Origin of the sequence: Rhodococcus sp. 852002-51564_SCH6189132-a, from assembly GCF_001665495.1 — a bacterium.
Taxonomy (GTDB): Bacteria; Actinomycetota; Actinomycetes; order Mycobacteriales; family Mycobacteriaceae; genus Rhodococcus; species Rhodococcus pyridinivorans.
This window is the reverse complement of record NZ_LZMJ01000029.1, coordinates 39,615-58,429: the sequence shown is the minus strand read 5'-3', so window position 1 is coordinate 58,429 and position 18,815 is coordinate 39,615. Positions and strand designations below refer to the sequence as shown.

Sequence of the window (18,815 nt, the reverse complement as noted above, 5' to 3'; positions counted from 1 at the left end):
CCATCATTCCCCCTCTACAACTGCAGGTCGATATCGTCCGCCGATACGACCTCACGTTCGGCCTCCGACAACTCGGATGCCCCGATCTTGATCTCGTAATCGGTGTACGGGTCGAATTCCGGGTGCAGTTCGATCACGTCGAGCACGTCGACGAGTTTGCGCAGGAACAGCCTGGGCGCAATCCCGACACGACCACCGAGACTCCCCGCGACCGCACCAGCAAACCGGCGAAGGAACTCATCGTCCGCGGTCGACCGCACCCGCTCCCCCGCGTCGATGCCGGAGCAGAATAACTCGCGCACACGACCACCGAGCTCGACGAGTCGGTCGAGGTCGAAGCCTGTCAGTCGCAACTGTGGGGCGCGCGGATTGTCGAAGCGCGGATCCCGGGAGAAGTCGGTGTGCAGCCGATCCGCCAGGGGCGGGAGCAGCTGGATACCTTGCCGACCTTCGAAGAACGCCGGTGTGCCGGTGATCAGCAGGTACAGACCCGGAAAGTGTCCATCGTGGATCTCGTCGATCAACTGACGCAGCGCATTGAGCGCTTTCGCGCGGGCGTCCGAGCGCACCCGCTGCAGGGTTTCCACCTCGTCGAGCACCAAGAGCAGACCGGCGTTGCCGGCGTCGGCCAACACTGCGAGCAGGCCGCGGAGGAAGCCGAGCGCGAGGAAATGGTCGAGGTCGCCTTTGATGCCCGCGCGGCGCTTGACCGATGCTGCGACATGCGGTTGGCCGCCGAGCCAGGCGACCAGCCCGTCGGCGCCGTCGTTGTCCCCTTCCGCCACCATCCGGCGATAGGCCCGAATCGCCATGGGAAACACCGGTGCTCGCGCGGCGACGTCCGCGAGGCGACGTTCGAGGAGATCGTCGACGCTCACACCCTGCTGGGTCGCGTCGTCTTCGATGGTGAACAGCCACGCATCGAGGATCGGACGCAGCGCGGACGGCGGAATCGAGGCAGTGCGCAGAGATTCGATGCTGCGCCGATACACGGTTTCGAGCTTGTGCAGTGGCGTATCGATCTCGTTGATCTGCACTTCGGCGACGGCGAAACCGCGTTTGGTGGCGCGATCGGCGAGCCAGCGGGCGAAGAACGTTTTACCGGAGCCGTAGTCGCCGCGCACGGCCTTGAACATCGCTCCCCCGCCGGCAACCACCTCGAGCTCGGCGTCGAGTTCGGATTCGAACCGACCGAGTCCGACGGCGAGCTGGTCGAGACCGTTCGCGGGGACGGTGCCGCGTCGCAGCGCGTCGAGGATTTCTCGTCGCCTCCGTGGCGACACCGCCGCGCTCACGATTCGATCCCGAACTGTTCGCGCAGCGCCGCTTCGTCGAGTCCGACAACACCACTGTCGAGCAGCAACACCTCGTAGCCTTCGACGTCCAGAACCCGCTTGATCTGTAGCAACGCCCCACCGACTCGGCTCGGGGCCAGTCCGAGGAGAGCCGCTGCATGGGCGGTGGTCAGTTCCCGCGCGGGTGCCGCAAGCAGTGCAGCCAGCAGCGCGCGAATCTGGTCGGGACGCACCACGATCCGGCCTGCCAGCCGGATCTGATCGGCAAAGACCGTGGTGGCGAGCACCTGATCCGCCACATCCCCACCGGCGTCTGCAACGACGGGATCTTCGCTGTCGAAGAGGGTGGGTGCCGCATGCTTCGCTGCCGGTGTGGGGTGCACCTGGGGCGCATCGACCTGGACGGGACTGTGCCACCAGTGTGGCTCGACCGGACCGAGTGCGGTGAGCGTGTCGGGACGCACTCCGGTGTGCAGAGCGAGCACGGGCACCACTACCTCTGCGGGACTGGCCCCGCCGTGGTAACCGGCGTTGACGGGTCCGTAGCGGATGGTGTCGTCGACGGCGAGCACCACCGAACGACTGTCGGTGAGTACCCGCGGTCCTCGAACCACGATTTCACCCTCGTCCACCCGGTCGAGGTCACCGTGTGCGCGCTGCCCGTACACGGTGACACGGTCGCGTTTGACGGAGGTGCGGCGCTCGATGATGTGCCCGTGGTCGGAGGTGATGATCACCGCGCGACCTGCTCGCTGCGCGGCCTGCAGCAGTGGGCGCAGGTGGGTGATGGTGTCGATGCCCCAGTGGGTTCCACCAGGGTCGGTGTGGTGGAGGGTATCGTCGACGAAGTTCAGCACCGTAGCCACCAGCGGGCGGCCGGTGGTGTCGGCGATGGCATTAGCGACGTCGGTGGCCAGATCCGCTCCGGCGGGCACGGTGTCGAGTGCCTTCTTGTGGAAGATCGGGTCGGTGCGCCCCGGTGCCGCTTCCAGCTTCGCGTCCCGCAGGAGCTCGAGGAATCCGGTGCGTTCGGCAGCGTCGTTTCCTTCCCGCAGGTCACCGGCCAACAGTGAACAGCGGCTCCGTTGCGTGAGAGTGGGCAGGACAGCAAGTGCGCCCGTTCGCCGGGAGGATCCGAGGACACCCGCCTCCATCCAGCCGGATTCTGCGGCGGCCGCGGCAAGCTCCGTTGCGGCCGCGACCGACAACGCATCGACCACGATCAGCAGCGTGGGCGTCGACTTGGCCAGGGGCAGCACCACGGTGGGCAGTAACTGTTCGACCAGTACGCCGGTGGGGTGCGGCGTGTCGGCGAGGGCGGCTGCAAACCGACGATCGTGACCGCGGCGGTGCGCGGTGACCAAGGCGATGACCTGGGTGATCGCCTCGGCGAGACGCCGATGATCCGAACCGCGATGCGCGGTCACGAGGGCGGCATCGACCCAGCCGTCGACGTCGACATATCGGCGGGTCAACGTGTCGAGCCCACCGTCGGCCGGGGTGTCCACGGCGAGCCACCGCAGCAACCGCACGGCGGCTTCGGCCGCTCGGCAGGAGGTGGAGGTGCGGGCGGACAGATGTTGCAGCACCCCCTCCCATGCCCGTTCGACACCGTCGATGCCCTCATGTTTCGGTCCGCGGGCGGCGGCGGGCAGGGCGTTCTCGATGGCCTTCGCCAGCTCGTCGAGGCGGGCGGTCAAACCCTGGGGAAGAAGTTCGGACCTCTCGGCAAGATGTTCGACGTTCAGCTCGCGCACGTGTCCTGCGGCGGATTCGAGAACCGCGCGGCGTTCCCGTTCGACGAGGCTGCCGACAACCAGGCCCGAGGTGTCGTCGTACCACGCGGCGAGATCGTCGGCACTGAGGCTGTCGAGGCCGAAGCGCTCGAGAAATACTCCGAGTTTGAGATGAGTGGTGGGGTCGGAGAACAACCCCGCAATGAGACCGAGTGGCACAAGCTCGGTGATCCGCTGGGCTTTCAGCAGCGCCGCCACGGGTTTGCTGAGTCGCCCTGCTCGTTCGGCGAGCCATGCGGCGACCGTCTGCGTGACCTCGGTGCCTCCATCTGCGCGGAGCCGAGCGAGGTTGTCGGTCACGTCGGCACGACGGCTCCATTCGAGGATCGCTAAGGTGTCGATCTCGGTGGCGGGATCGTCGGTGATCGCGAGTACGGCGCGCGCGAGGGTGGACATCACGTGCGTGCGGGTGAGCACACCACCCGGCGCGGGGGTGGTCGCGGCGGTGGGAATCGCCGCGAGCAATCCGAGAGCCAAGGCCCGGTCGTTGGGTACGCGGTAGAGGGCGGGCTCGATGGTGGTGGCCGCGAACGTCGAGCGCAGCGCGTCCCACGGGTCGGGGCTGAGGAGCCGGCCGTCGATGAGGTGGGACAGCACCCCGTCACCGAGATCCTTGTCGTCGACGGGGGTGAGGATGACGAGCCACTGGTCGTCGGCGCGGGATTCGAGGGCCTCCCACACGGCGAGGGTGGATGGGCACGGCACGACCGTCACCGGGGTTCCGTCGTGCTGGAAGGTACCGCCGTCCCATGCAGGCGCGGCACGGAGACCGAGAACACCGCTCTTGTAGCGCTTTTCGACGGCTTTCGCGAGCTTGGCAGTGATGATCGGACGGGTTGCGGTGAGCGTGTTCACTGCACCCACCACTTCACGTGCAGGCGTTTGCCATGCTTCTTGTGGGCTGCGCGCAGTCGTTTGGTGACATTTTCGATGTCATCGATATCGTCAAGGGTCACTTCGTCGGGGTCCGTAACGACCTCGTCATCCGAGGTGTCGTCCTCGATTTCGTCGTCAGTGTCATCGTCGGGATCGTCGGCGATGCGTTCGCTCACTACCCACTCGACCACTCGGGTCTCCGTGCGGTTGAGCTGGTCGGCCAGGGAAACTCCCGGAGTGGTGATCAGCTCCTTCAGCTTCTTCACGATCACCCGCGCGGATTCGCCTCGCTCACCGTCGGCTTCGGCACCGGCGAGCAATGCTCCGACCAGTTTCCATTGGAAGCCTCGCAACGCTGCTGCGTCGTGCGCCGCTTCCGTCCGCATCCGACCGGCGGATTCCGCCGAGCCCGGCACAGGTTCGGTGGCGAGCAGGTCGATGAGCGCGACGTTACCGGAGGTGCCGGCGAGGGTGTCGAGGTAGTCGACGAGCGCCCGAGCGACGCTGATCCGATCGGTGTCGGTGACGTCCAGTTTCAGGACTCGGTGGGCGTTGGCCAGCCGGTCGGCGAGCTGCCGGAGATCGGCGGTCTTCTCCCCGGCCCTGGCGCGTACCTGTTGCGCGAAGTCTGCGACGTTCGCGCCCGTGAGGAAGGTGCGCGGCATCGTGTAACCGAGTAGGTAGCTGACCGTGGTGCGGGCGGCGTCCCACGCCGCCTGTTCGGGCAGTTCCTCGGCGCGCAGTTCGATGCTCTCGCGCATCCGTCCGAGCGGCGGTGCCGGGACGGGCGCGCCCGCCTCGAACCAGGCACGTTTCCGGAGCAGTGCCCACGCAGCCACGATCAGGTCGCGCGCTTCGGGCCGCAGTCCCCAGGCGGGACTTATCGAGTCGATGCGGTGCTGCAGCACGCCGACGGTGACGCGGTCGGTCTCTGCGGCCGCTCGGTCGAGTTCACCGGCCCAGTACGCGAAGGTGTCTTCACCGAACAGGAAGTGGTCTTCGGTGGCTTTGCCCACCTTCAGCGGCGCTGCGATGCGCTGCGCGACCTTGCGTTCGGCGCCGGCTGTGGGTACCCGGCCCTGACGGTCAGCGACGGCCTCCTCGACGAAGCCGCGCACGATCTCGTAGTGACGGGAGGTGACCTCGTCGTCCGGGCTCGCGTATTGCGGATGGTTCGGATACAGCGCCGTGAATGCTTGGTCGATGACCTTGTCGAAGGCGTCCCGCAGGTTCACTGCGGTGGGTAGTTTCGGGCTGAAGTCCTTGCTGAGGGAGGTGAGGATCTCGGTGTGGCCGGGGTCGTCGACGAAGTACTTCGGGTCGGCTGCTTCGATGCCGTAGGCCTGCTCGAGAAGCCGCTCGAAGGCATTGAGCGTTCCCCGGTAGAGATTCTCGAGGATGCCTCGGGCCTGCGCCCGGTCGGCAGGCGAGAGGTGGTCGGTGTTCTCCTGCCAGCGATCTCCGGTGCCGCCGAACAGCCAGTCGAGCTTGACGAGCAGTGCGAGGTCTTGCCTGGCTTCGTCGGAGAAGAACTTCGGCAACCACACGATGGTGTGCCGGTCGCCGCCGGACAGGAGTCGGTCGATGCGGGCGATGTCGTCGGCGGCCGAGAATTCGCCCTCGTCGAAGGGGTAGTCGACAACGAGTCGCCAGGTGCCCGGCCGGTTGTCGAAGTTCTGTTCGGGCACGGACGAGGCGTCGCGGACGTTTCCGAACACCACATCGACCTCACGACGGGAACCGCGCCAGATGACGGTGCGTGTGGCGCCGCCGGCGAGATCGTCCTGTCTGGTGTCGACGCCGAGCGCCTTGTGCACGAGAGTGCGGATGAGCACCTTGCGCTTGCCGGAGTTGTCTTCGCCCCGGATGCGTTCGAGGACGGAGTTGTAGTCGACGTTGGACAGCTGCACCCGAATGATCGGGTTGGCGCCCTCGGAGACGGTGATCTCGGGGATGTCCTTGGCCCATTCACGGACCACACCCAGGACGACGCGGGCTTCGCCGCCCTTCATGCGGGTCTTGATGGATCCGTGGTTGAGGGCCGCGAGCCGGGAGGCGGTGATGTCGCGCAGCGCCGGGACCTTCGGGGCGATGGCGGACAGCAACAGGGTCTTGGCGATCCGGTCGTGAGCGCGGAACCCGGCGGGCACCGAGTCGGGGTCGGTCTCGAGTTGCTCCTGGGTCACCTGGTGGCGGGTGAGCAGCAGGGGAAGCATCTTGTCGCGGTAGAGGGATTCGGCCGCTTTGAACAGGGTGGATGCCACACCGTCGATGGGTTCCTCGCCGTCGACGATGGGACCGAAGGCGTCGCCGACGGGGATGAGGTCGGCGGTGGTGAGGGTGTCGCGGCGTTCGACGAGCATGCGCTGCATCACCTTCAGCGCGGTGCGGTCGCGCTGCATCACGGAGGCCAGTTCGCGCAGCGTGGATACCAGTGCGGGCGAGAACGGGTAGGTGAGTCGGAATTCCTGCTCGGAGGATCCGCGATGTTCCTCGGTGGTGTTCATCGAGTCACGCAGCACGTCCCACACTTCGGGGCTGCGGGTGACGGTGCGGAATGCCTCGTCGAGAGCCTGCTTGGCTTCGCCGTTCTTCGGTTGCAACAGGCGGATGTTCGCAACTTCGGCGAGATTGTCGTTGCCGAGTTCGATGGTGCGGAATCGGCCCTGCTGGTATTGCAGTACACGATCGGATGCGTCCTGCTCGGCACCAGAGGCGCCGGCATCGGCGAGCCATTTGCGCAGGTCCATCTGGCGCGAGATGAAGGAGACCAGTGGGATCGGCCGCGGGTTGCCGGAGCCTTCGACGAGCTTGGTGATCTTCTGCGATTCACGGCTGAAGATCTCGTTGTTGCGCACGTAGAAGATCAGCCAGAGGATGAGTTCGTCGAGGAACAGCACCACGGCGTCGTAGCCGAGTTCTTGGGCGTGCTCGGAAATGACGCTCAGGCCACGATCGAGGTCGACGTACTCGGCCTGCTCGAGGAACGACGAGAAATAGTTGCGGACCAGCGCGGAGACGAGTTCCTTGCGCCGCTCGCTCTCTGCGTGTGCTGCGCGCCCGGCCTGGTACCGCTCGAGCGTCCAACTATCGGAGACCAGTCCGCCCCAATCGTCGTCTCCGCCCGCACTGTCGCCGCCGAGTCCGGCGAGGAACGGGCCGTCCCCCATCTTGTGGCGCAACTGCTCGGCATCGGCGAGAAGCGTGTCGGAGACGTGCAGCGCGGGCAGAGGCGCCTCGGGATGGAGGCGTCGGATCTGTTCGACGTAGCCGCGGAAGATCGCTTCTTCCATCGACTTGGCGCCGAGGAAATGATAGGTGAGGCCCAGGATCTTCTTGCCCCCGATGTCGGCGTCGTAGCGGGCGGTGAGATCGCGGAACCGTTCGGTGCGCAAGGCCGGATGGTTACCGAGCAGGGCGTAGAGCACAGCCATGAAGTGCGATTTACCGGAGCCGAACGAACCCGCGAGATAGGCACCGCGCGAGGTCTTCTTGCGGATCGCGTCGGAAATCAGGGAGATAGCGGACGCGAAGTTGTCCTTGAGCGACTCGGTGAGCACGTACGCCTCGACCGTCGCGCGGATGTGCGCGTCGTCGTCGGTGCTGTCGGTCAAGCGCAGCACGTAGTCGTCGGCGCCGACGCGTTCAGGAATGTCGATGACGTCCCGCAGCAGAATGCTCACGCCTGCTCCGCCCCTCCTATATGGTCCTCGAACCAGCGGCCGTGGTGAGGTCGCTGTGCACTTCATCCTGCCCAAGGACGCCAACGTTACCGGCCACCCCCAACGCCCTTGCACGCATGCTGGACGATCCCGCATTTTCGGGGAAGTGTGTGTAGGCCGAGCCTCGAAATCCGGCATCTCAGCGCGCCTGCGACACGAACATCTGTTCGAGGTTGACGCTCAACACCGCGCGTGGGACCATCCCTGCACCGGCCTGGATACAGGTCGACCCCGGCTGGTGCGGGAACACCGAACCGGGGTCTGGGCACACGACAGAACGGAACTGTCATGCACCGTAGGGTGGAGTCTATCCACACGCCCCCAGGGCGCACTTCTCATGGTTCGGCATTCGACGCCGACCTTGTTCTTCTCACCCCACCGGGGTCCTCACTGACGTCCTGACTCACCGAGCCTCTCGACCCTTCCGGTCGAGAGGCTCGAGGAGTTTCGCTGCGACGTGTGCGCGCCTTTCCGGTAGCCGCGGCACGTCGGCATTCGTCGCTCATCTCCCGAGGTCCGACGTCAGCGCTTCGACGCTGCGCGCAGGGGTGCCATTCCCGTGCGCGAAACCGACTGGGCGCCAGTACCCTTCGTCTCCATTCTGGCGGTGGAGCACCCGATCGTGAGGGTCGACACGAACGACCGGGTCCAGCGCAAGCCGCACGTCATCTCCGACGTGGGGCCAGAAGTGCTGGCCGAGATGGTCTATCGGGGCATGGCGACCGGGCAGCGTTGGGGAAGGGGCCAAAGGCAATACAGGGACCCGTAGGGTCTCCGATCGGTCGGGGGCAGCCGCCCGCAGGGCGTCCGTCTCATCGGCCCAGGTTATGGGACCTCAACCGTAAGTCGCCTCTCGATGTCTAACTCTGGTCCACCGACCGCGACGGTCAGATTCTGACCTTGCCCGCACGAGTACCTGCGCGGTCCGCCGCCGAACCTGGGTGACGGCACCGGCCTCGGGCCCCAGTGTGAAGATCGGCCCAACCCAACGAAAGCAACCCGTTCCCAGCCCCTTCCGCTAATGGGTTTGATCAGAGCCGCCTGGTCGGTGCCAGCACGACTCGCATGTGAGCTGGAGGAATCGGTGCAGATTGCCTCGTTGACTGATGTCACGGCACTGCAATAGAGACCTGCCGCCTGCTGTCAGCGACAAGAAAACCGCGGGCATACCCGTCAGACTCATCTGACACCAGTCCTCGCGCCACAGGACATCGAGATTCTCGTGGCGGCCTCGACCCGTCCGGAGCGCTTCCCGCGCCTTTGTAACCCACCCGACGAAGTCAGATCGAACGGAAGGAACCACTTTCGGAGCCATGGACCCGGTATAACTCAGACGGACCGAGCAGCTTGGCGTGGCTGGAAACAGAAGCCACGGTCGCCACGGTCAATCGAAAGCACCATGCCGACGCGTAAGCCACCCGAAGACAATGCGGGATAGTATGCCCTAGCAACGCTTGGACCACTGGGAAGGCACAGAATGGACAGAGTCACGCAAAGTCTACTGAAAAGCTATGTGGATGCCGCAGGTTTGGAGAACCTCAGCGAAACACAGCAATTCGAGCGCTTCACAACACATATAGCGCTGTCCAAACTCTACGGCGGGACCTTCTCGGCTGATGATTTCTGCGTCGGCGACGGAGTGCAGGGGTTTGATGCTGTTGCACTTTCCGTTAACGGTGCGCTAATCAGTGACATCTCCCAACTTGACGATATAATGATGGATAGTGGTCCAATTTCCGCGGAATTCGTATTTGTCCAAGCAAAAACATCTTCAAAATTCGAACTCGGCGATCTGAGTATTTTTGCTGACGCTTCCGAGTCGCTGATTAGATCTCAGGACCCCTCTTTACACCCTGAGTTTTCCGAAATGCTGGACCTACTATGGGAGAAATCCGATATGTTCAGCGAGAATCCGGTGATCCGATTGTACTACGTTTCTACAGGAAAGTGGGAATCACCCGCCCCGATTGAAAAGAAGATTGCACAGACAAAGCAGAGCCTCCTGGATTCGAATCTCGTGTCGCGAGTTGAATTCAGCACCTGGGGTGCAGCCGAAGTGCAATCAAATTGGCGAGCAATTGATCGCGGACTTAAAAAGACCATTCTGTTCGAGAGCAAGACCACGCTACCAGAGATGCCACGGATTGAAGAATCGTTTCTCGGAATCCTCCCCGCTAGTGAGCTGCTCAAACTGGTAACTGACGAGGATGGCGAAATCCGCAAAGCGCTGTTCTACGATAATGTACGCGATTTCCAAGGGGACGTGGATGTAAATGCCGATATCCGAAAAACACTCAGGTCAGCGGATCGCACGCGATTCTGTGTGTTAAATAATGGCGTGACGGTTGTTGCAAAATCTCTCAAGACTACCGGTAATCGATTCACCCTCCACGAGTACCAGGTGGTTAACGGTTGCCAAACAAGTCACGTATTACATGCGGAGAGAGATAATCTCGAAGACGTGCATATCCCCTTCCGGTTGATTGTAACGGCTGATGACGCGGTTGCAAGATCCATCACGACAGCAACCAATCAACAAACGCAGGTGAGCAAGGAAAATCTCCTCGCGCTACTTGATGAACAAAAAGCGATTGAACAATACTTCAATACGTACAAGTCAGACGAAGATCGACGCATATACTACGAACGGCGTTCCAAGCAATGGGTAGGTTCTCAGCAGGTTCGCGGGGCGTGGAGAGTCATCACTCTCCGAAACCTTTTGCAATCATTCGCCTCAATGTACCTAAAAGTGCCGCACACGGCGGCCCGGTACTACGGGGACCTTCGCGATCGAGCGAAAAGCGAGGTCTTCACAGCATCCCACCACCCTGCTTACTTCTACTCGGCCGCGTACGCCTACTGCAAACTCGATCACTTCTTCCGAAACGAACAGATCGATCGAAAATTCAAACCGGCACGGTATCACCTCCTCGCAGGCGTCCGAACTGCGTTCACTGGCACTCGGCACGTTGACGCGATCGAAAGCAAGGAAGCCAAGGCCGAGCGCGCACTGGATTCCTTTAATCGATTTCTGTGGGACGACAAGAGATATTTGGGTGCACTCTTGTCAGTAGCTGCGGTAATCGACGACGCCGCCGGCGGAGAGATCACCCGAGAGTTTGGACGGAACAGGGAGCAGACCGAAGCTCTACTCGACGCAGTTACGGAGAAAGTACGCATACCGCCGAACCAACGATCGTGAATCACTACAAACTGGCACACAATTTCCTATTTCCTTCCCCGTGGAATGCTCCGGAACAAGCCGAATGATGCATCAGCAACACCACGCCTTTAGCGAATACGATACTGTCTGGCCAAGAGTTGGCTTCCATTCTTCCCCTCAAGCCCTTGGTCCACGTGTGTGTCCTGGCCGCCAGGTAGCGAGATAATCGGGGGTTAGGCCGAGTTCTGCGCTGTGGGAGCGCAGGACTGCTTCGATGGTGTCGGCGACGGACTCGCCGTACTCGGGGTCGATCTCGCCGTGCCATTGCCGCACCCACGGCAACAGTTCGGCGAGGCCCGCCAGCATCGGAGTCAGCTTCTCGGAAGATGCCTGATCCCAACCGTCGGTCACGATGCGTTCATCGACGAGTCCAGCGAGCGCAAGGGCCTGCTCGGCGTGATCCCACCCCGCCCAGCCGAGCAGCATCGTTGAGTCGGTGTCGCGGTTCGCATTCGGGTACGAGATGAACCGCTCCTTGGGCACATCAAGTTTGCCGCGCCGCGACCAGTACGACGTGTTGAGGAAATCGGCGGGCTTGTACTTCGGCGGCACCGGAATCGGACCGTCCAACTTCTCCCCCGCGTCCTCGCGACGCTGAAGTTCCCAGGTATGTTCCCACGCTTCGCGTTTGACGAGACCGGACGGCTTGTACCGCAACGCCGCCAGAAACGGAACGCCCTCTTCTTCGAGAAGCTTGGCCAAAGCTGCTGAGGTGGATACCTCATTATTGCCGACCCACAACCGCAGTACCTGACGGAAGTCCTCATCACGGTCGAGCCGGTCGGCGAGTTGTGCGATGCTACGTGGGGTCGGATGGTCGCCTTCGAACCACAGATCGCGGCTCTCCACTCGATCCAGCAGCCAGTCGCGCAGTGCTTCGATGACGCGCTTGTCCCACGGCTCGGAGGCCCACCGCCGCTTGTGCTCCGGCTTCTCCAACAAACGTATGTGCGGATTCTCCGCGATCACGTCAAGGCGGCGCTTCACGAGGTCGCGGTAGTCGGCGGGCAGATACGACGGAATTTCGGTGATCGGAGCGGAGCGGTGTCGTTCGAACCACGCGGTGTGCTCGCCGGATTCGACGGCGCACGCGAGGACGATCTCGAATGCACGCTCCCCCAGATCAATTCCAGGCAGTTCACCCGAGTAGGTGAGATCTTCGTCGATGAGGCCGTAGAGGCGGTAGCACTCCCAGTCGAGTTCCTCCTGGTGCGCGATCATCAACGCGCGAATACGCTTCATCTCCGTGCGCGCATGTGCCAGCGCTTCTGCGGTCGGTACACCAGTCGCGACGACGGCCGCGGGGGTGTGAGCGGCAAGTTCCTGCGCGAGGGAGTTGAGGATGCGGGCGCGTTCGAGAGGGTGAGACGCTGGAAGGGGAAGTTCCTTTACCTTAGTGCCGTTGAATTGGTAACGCTGCTCCCAATGCTCGTCCGAATCGCCGCGACCGATCCCTCCGCCGGCCTTGTTCTGACAGTTCTGCTTCAGCCAGAAGCACGCCAACGAGCTATTGAGCAACCCGATGATCCGCAGGTGATCGTCCTCACTCGCGTCCGAAGCCAAAGTCAGTACTGGCGAGGTCTGATTGAAAACCCGGTCGGACACATCGATTACAAAATGGTTGTGAGAGGCAATTTCCGAAAACGCGATACGCCGACCAACCACATACCGATCTCGGATGAACCTACTCCACTCATACCATGTGAGCCCGATCTCCAATTGCGACCCGTTCGGTTCACGCCTGCGAATCAAATCCTGTTTGGACGGCCATAGCCACCTCGCTACCTCCGAGGTCGCATGAGCAGCGGAGTCGTTTTCATACGGGAATACAATCTCAGTCTTAGTAGTGACTTGATAGTCACGAATCGCTGCACCATCCACTAGTTCACGCATGTGTCTTGGCTTGATCCCACGTCGACTGAGGGCGCCTGCCAATGCCAGGTAGGCATCATCGGCTCGCGACATCATCACGTATCCGCAAGAAGACACTGAATCATTGAGTTTACCGATTGCGTTGGTATTGATTGCTCTTAGGAGTTCAATCGCGCCCCCACCGGCGAGAGACCAGGGATGCCGTTTCAGCGATGGCCGAGCGAGGTTTGCCACGCTTATCCAGCCATTCTCGAAACCAGGCTCGTCAATATTCTCGACGATTGCCGACCACACGATGCCTTTGGCCGGGTCCTCCGGTCGGCCAGGCTCTCCTCGCACCCCGAGCACCCCACGGACTGTCTCACCCACTGGGGTCCGGTTGCGGCCCACCAAAATTACTGTCGGTGTCCCATGGCCCGGAATGTACGCGCCGGACGTGTCTATAACCCGCTTCAAGTCACGGGTACTCAGGAAATCCTCGATAAGTTTTGACCCGAACTCCCGCTTCATGAACGAGTTCGACGTGATCTGCCCAACCCAACCTGGCTTGCCATCGGAATCGTTCTTGGCGAGGTCGAAGAACAATTCCATGAACGGTACTGTCAACGCGTACTGCCGATGGCAAGTAGAGTAAAGTTGCCGATATGTCGCGTTGAGTGCCGCATCTTTGACCGTGATGTACGGCGGGTTGCCAACCACCACATCGTGTTCCCGCTGCAAGATGGCCTTGAGCGCGTCGGCATTCTCCGTCGCGTAGGCCATCTGCTCCGAATCTGTGGACCACAGGTCGTCCGCAAGTGCCTGCTGCCGCGCACCCCACAGCAACGAGTCACCGGCCGCGAGGTTAAGTTCGATGTCAATCAACTTCTCAATCGACTGGTCGCCACTTGCATCCAGCGCCGCGACCATGAGCCGGAACCGCGCAATCGCGACGGCGAAGGGGTTGATGTCCACGCCGAACACCGACGCTAGGGCCTTCTGCACCAGTACGCGACGGCCGAGTGCGGGCGCCTCGTTCTCCCAGCGCTCCAGCAACCGGTGGAACGCTCCGAGCAGGAAGTGACCGGACCCGCAGGTCGGGTCGATCACCGTGAAACCCTCGAGGGGCCGCTCTTTCAGCGCCGGCTCAAGGGTCTGGTCGAGGATGAACTCCTCGACGAACTCCGGCGTCTGCAACAACGCGTAATTCTTCTTTGCGAACTCCGACAGGTCCTGATACACGTCGCCCAGGAATCGGGTATCAACACCGGCGAAGCCCCACAGCGGCTCGCCGGATGCGTCCTTGTCCCACCAGAATTCGAGAAGACCACGCGCTGCGTCGCCCGACGGCGCCACCTGGTGCATCGGCGAGTAGCTGTCGACCAACCCGCGGGTGGCTTCCATCTTCGCGAAATGTGCGGTGATCGTGTCGAGCCACTCGCGGTCGGTGTGCTCCGGGAACTCCGTGAAATACGCGCGCCGCGCGTCGAGTGCCTGCTGGCGTGCGTCGGGGTTCGGGCCGCCGATCCACGCCTTCGACACGAGGCCGTGGTCTTCGCAGTAGCGCGCGAACACCGTCAGCAGCACCCACGCGACCGCGGCCTGCGTGATTCGTTCGTCGCGCCACGCCTGCCACGACGCCGCCGTCCGGTTCGCGTGCAGTGCAGCGGTGTACTCGGCGCGCCACCGCTGCTCCACCCCCGACTGGCGGGTGTCGACGTCCGCACCGTCGACGCGGGCACGCAGATCGTCCTCGAGGACCGTGACCTGCTTGCGCAGCGCCTTCACCAATTCGGTCGCGGAAATGTCCGCCATCACACCTTCTCGCTCTCAACAGCCCCAGTCTTCCAGAGCGGGTACACAACGAATTGTCCACCGGGCGAACCCAACTGGATCGGCTGACCATCCACCAACGCGCCACGCTGGCCACGCATCTGCGGCAGCACCACCCACACCGGACGGCGGCGCGGCGCCGACAGATCGGCCAACCGCGCCAACACGTCGAGGTAGCCGTAGCGGGCGAGCGGCGACACCTCGGTGAGCACGAGTGGCTTGGGCTGCGCGGAATCCCCGAACACCCGATCCTCGAGGCCGGCGCACACGCGCGGCATCACCTGCTCGAGCACCGCACGCAGGCCTCGCGCATCCTTGCTTCCCGGCGCGGCAGCATCGGCACTTCGCACGAGATCCCACGACACACCCCGCGCGGACGAAAAGGTGCGCATCGCATCGATGATTGCTCCGGTGACGTCGACGACCTCGCCGCCGTGCGCGTCGACGAGTTCCCGGGCGACGATCTGATGGTCGCCGGGCCGGTGGACGGGCACCCCGAACACCAGGAAGCCGTTCTCCGCCAAGGACCGCGCCACCAGCGAGTTCCGCGCCGCGCCGCCGTCGCCGGTCGCGGCGGACGCGACGGCCCCGGCGGGCGGACCGGTGTGGGTGGCGGTGCGGGTGTGCAGTGAGGTTTCGCTCGGCGGCGCGGCCTGCTCGTAGCGGTAGGCGGTGCCGTCCCAGGTGAGGCCGAGTCCGGCACGGTCGATGTGTGCATCGAGGGCGGGGCGGCCGGGCAGCCGGTCGAGTTCCGGGAATCGCGCGGCAACGCGCGCCCGGATCTCCGTCGGCGACAGCGCTTCGGTCTGGGCGAGGCCGGCGAGGGCGATACGCAGCGCATCCGACGGGCCGAGGCTGAGGCTGTGGAGTTCCCCGCGACCGGAAACTGCGGCGAATTTGGAGATCGCTGCCGCCAAGCGCACCAGACGCCCGTCCGGAGGCAGCGGCACCGGCACGTCCGGTCCGGCCGCGGCAGAGTAGGCGTGGGTGAACGCGCCGCGCAACTCACGTGCCGCGGTGCCCATCGGGACCACCTGGGACATCGGGGTGGCAACCATGCGGTCGTCGGCGCGGCGACCCGCGGCTTCGGCTCCGGCGAGCAGGAGTTCGTCGTCGGCAATCAACGCGAGACGGCCGCCGTGACGGCGCCGCACCCACCTGCGGGTGCCCTCCGCGGTTTCGTGTTCGGTGAGTCGATCCAACGCGACGCGCAGCAACCCCGCGGCAGCGCGCTCCGCGAGACGCGGGGCCAGGGCGTCGGCAGCACCGGTGTGCGCCTGGGGCAGCCGCGCCCGAATTTCGGCGGTGAGAGTGGAGATCGCCACTACCCCACCGGAATCGCGGAGGACCTGGTCGACGAGGTCGATGAGTTCGTCGAGAAGTTCCCGGGCGGCCGGTTTCTCGGCCCAGTCGGACTGCAGTTCCTTGAGCAGTTGGTTTCCGCGGGGACTGCTCTTCCTCAACGCCGAGGCCAGTTCGTTGCCCGAAGCGAACGCGTCGAAGGTGCCGGTGACACCGAGGAGCAGTTCCGCGGCGCTGCGACGGGTGCCGGCACGCCCGGTGCCGACCGCCGACACCAACAGTGCGACGGCGTCGTCGAGACCGAGCAGACCCTGTTGCGCCTGCGGCTTGGCGGCGGACCGGCCGAGTTCCTTCACCCACGCGCGGTGCCGGTCGCGGATCTCGGTGCGGGTGGCCTTCGCTTCCTTCGCGACCAGCCGGTTGAGTCGGGTGGAGTCCAGCGCCAGCAGCTCACCAACCGTGGTGACCTGCGCCGCGGACAGGGCCGACACGGCGCGCGCACTCAGCCCGGCGGCGACGAGCGACGTGGTGGGTTCGACCTTGACGGGGCGAGCGGGTTTCTCGGGCTTCGCAGGGGCGGCGTCGAGGTCGGTGAACACCCGCCGCCAGTCGCGGAGCATCTCCTCGGCGGTATCGGGGCGGGTGGCGACGTCGCGAGACAGCGCCGAGGTGAAGTACGCGGTCAGACCTGCTGCGACGGGCGCCTCGAACATGCCGGGTTCGACGGTGACGTCGTCGTCGACGGTGGCGGGGTTCGCCTGCGGGTCCGGCCCGTACTGCGGCACGGCGCCGGTCGCCATCTCGTACAGGACGACAGCGGCGCCGTAGCGTTCGGCGGACGTGTCGTACTGGGTGCGGCCACCGATTCCGAGGAACGGGTCGAGATAGGGCGGGGTTCCGGCGTCGGTGTTGCGCAGATCCACCCCGGCCATCGAGAAGTCGAACAGGCGAAGGTGCGCGTCGGCGCGCGAATTGGACTGGTGCACCCCGAGATTCGAGGGCTTGAGGTCGCGGTGCACCACCCCGGCTCGTTCGAGGGCGACGAGCGCCTGCAATAGATCGGTGCCCCAGCGTTCGAGCAGGTCGATGGACAACCGTCCGCCCTTGGCGGCGAGTTCCTCCGCGAGGGTGGTGCGTCCCGCGTAGTGCACGACGAGGGCGGTGCGGCCGCCGACGTTCTCCTCGGAGGCGAGTTGCACGATGCGGGGGTCGTCGAGTTTGCCGAGCACCTGCGCTTCGGCGTGCAGGCGCGCGGCGGCCTCGTCGTCGCGAGCGACCTTGAGGACACGCTCGTGGTCGCCGGCCTTGCGGTCCACCACCAGAATGCCGACAGCGGTCGATCCCGCACCGAGACGACGCTTGTAGACGAAGCGGCCGTCACCGAGTTCGTCGCCCGGCTTCGCTTCGAGGGGATCGGTTTCCCCTTCGGCGCGGAACAGATCCGAGCGCACTGCCTCGAGTCGCTCGAGGAAGTCCGCGACCGACGAGATCCGTTCTGAGGGGCTGGGATCGGTGGCGTCGAGCACGAATTGCCGCAGGATCGACGGAACTTGCGGCAATTCCACCGCCAGGTCGAGACCGCCGTCACGGCGCAACCGGTCGAGCAGTTCGCCTCGTTCCGTCGCCGGTGACTGTCCACCGGTGAGCAGGTAGAACGCGAGCGCACCGAGCCCGAAGACATCCATCCGGGCCGGGTCGGCGGGGTTCACGCCCTCGGGCGCGGTGAACAGCCGGGCCTGGTCGCTCAGGCTGCCGGCCATGAGGCTCAGCGGCCCCGCGGACAGGCGGGTGACTCCGGTTTCCGCGTTGGCGGGCAGCACACCGGCAGTGTCCCAGTCGGTGACCTGCGGTTGCGGGCCGGTGTTGCGGTCGCGGACGACGATCGCCCGTGGGTTGAGGGTGCGGTGCACCACGCGGTGCCGGTGCGCGTAGTGGACGATCTCGGCGATCTCGGTGAGCGCCGCGAGTTGCCGCTCGAGCGTCATCTCGCCGTGGTGGTCCGCGAGCCACAGGTCCAGGCGGACGTCGCTCTCGGATTTCGGGAACACCAGGCCGATGCCGAGTTCCTTGTCCTTGACCACGTCGACAGGCACCTGCAGACCGTCGTGCTTGAGCCGCGACAACAGCTTGTACTCGTGCTCCACACCGCGCGCCCGGGCATGCTCCTCCGCGGACGTCGCGCCGGGCTTGGGCAGGTAGAAGCGGATGCGGGCCGCGCGTTCCATGTCGACGTGATGGAAGGCGGGCCAATCCTGCCAGCCCTCGCCGTCGCCGAGTGGCTGATCGTCGATCACCCAAGAGCCGACTTCGCGCTGGCGGCGTGGGGCGAGACCGATGGCGGTCATCAGGTCGCGGATCAACAGCGACTTTTCCTCGGAGACCGGTTCGTGCTTGGCCGGTGCCAGGAGGCGTTCGCTGAGGCCAGGCAGTCGGCTGCGGTGTTCGTTGCCGTCGATGCCGTAGAGGTTGATCTTGGAACTGGCGGGCAGCATGCACTCGAGGTCCGGATGATGCAGGTACACGAGTTCCTGCACGAACGGGATGATGCCCTTGAGGTTCTTCTGCCCGGTCTTCTCTGCCAGCCGGTCCTTCAACAGCGACGAGAAGTACTGCGCCTTCTTGCGCGCAAGCAGCAGCGGCGAATCCTCAGAACGGTAGTTTCCGCGACTCCACACATGGTCGTTGCCGCGCAGAACGCCGCTGTAGTACTTGAGTTCGATCAGGTACAGAGTGTCGCGGGCAAGAACCAGCAGGTCCACCTCGTGCCAGCGGCCGCGGTTGTCGCGGAACTCGAAGTTCGACCACGCCCGAAACGGCGGGGCGTCGGGAAGGATCTCCTTGATCCGTTCGAGCCCTTCGCGTTCATGGTCGAACGGGGAAGGGCTGACCTCGACCCACCGGTCACTGTGCACCGGGT

The 18,815-nt window shown here is 64.3% G+C and carries 6 protein-coding genes; 1 reads left to right on the top strand and 5 read right to left on the bottom strand.

Annotated elements, in window-relative coordinates; translation table 11 throughout:
- Positions 1-14: 14 nt before the first annotated feature.
- The 3 genes from brxD to A5767_RS05820 are packed head-to-tail and all read right to left on the bottom strand — an operon-like array spanning position 15 to position 7,650.
- Positions 15-1,295 (bottom strand): BREX system ATP-binding protein BrxD, encoded by a 1,281-nt coding sequence (brxD, locus tag A5767_RS05830; RefSeq protein ID WP_197483208.1) that lies wholly within the window; start codon positions 1,293-1,295, stop codon positions 15-17.
- On the bottom strand, positions 1,292-3,946 hold the full coding sequence (gene pglZ, locus A5767_RS05825; protein ID WP_064851909.1) for a BREX-2 system phosphatase PglZ: 2,655 nt from the start codon (positions 3,944-3,946) through the stop codon (positions 1,292-1,294). The genes brxD and pglZ overlap by 4 nt, the downstream gene beginning before the upstream one ends.
- A complete protein-coding gene (locus A5767_RS05820) occupies positions 3,943-7,650 on the bottom strand; it encodes a DUF6079 family protein (RefSeq protein ID WP_064851885.1) in 3,708 nt (1,235 codons plus the stop codon). Before A5767_RS05820 ends, pglZ begins: the two co-directional genes overlap by 4 nt.
- Before the next feature lie 1,516 nt (positions 7,651-9,166).
- Here A5767_RS05820 and A5767_RS22490 point away from each other — a divergent pair.
- Entirely contained in the window at positions 9,167-10,891 is a 1,725-nt protein-coding gene (locus A5767_RS22490; protein WP_082937613.1) for an AIPR family protein, read from the top strand.
- A 138-nt stretch (positions 10,892-11,029) separates the two neighbouring features.
- Here A5767_RS22490 and pglX read toward each other — a convergent pair whose 3' ends face one another.
- A complete protein-coding gene (gene pglX, locus A5767_RS05810; RefSeq protein WP_064851907.1) occupies positions 11,030-14,578 on the bottom strand; it encodes a BREX-2 system adenine-specific DNA-methyltransferase PglX in 3,549 nt (1,182 codons plus the stop codon).
- On the bottom strand, positions 14,578-18,810 hold the full coding sequence (gene pglW / locus A5767_RS05805; protein WP_064851883.1) for a BREX system serine/threonine kinase PglW: 4,233 nt from the start codon (positions 18,808-18,810) through the stop codon (positions 14,578-14,580). Before pglW ends, pglX begins: the two co-directional genes overlap by 1 nt.
- Positions 18,811-18,815: the final 5 nt, after the last annotated feature.

Bases quoted from the DNA above. Each gene is read 5' to 3' on its own strand.
- pglX (WP_064851907.1), bottom strand. From the start codon at position 14,578: ATGGCGGACATTTCCGCGACCGAATTGGTGAAGGCGCTGCGCAAGCAG.
- A5767_RS22490 (WP_082937613.1), top strand. From the start codon at position 9,167: ATGGACAGAGTCACGCAAAGTCTACTGAAAAGCTATGTGGATGCCGCA.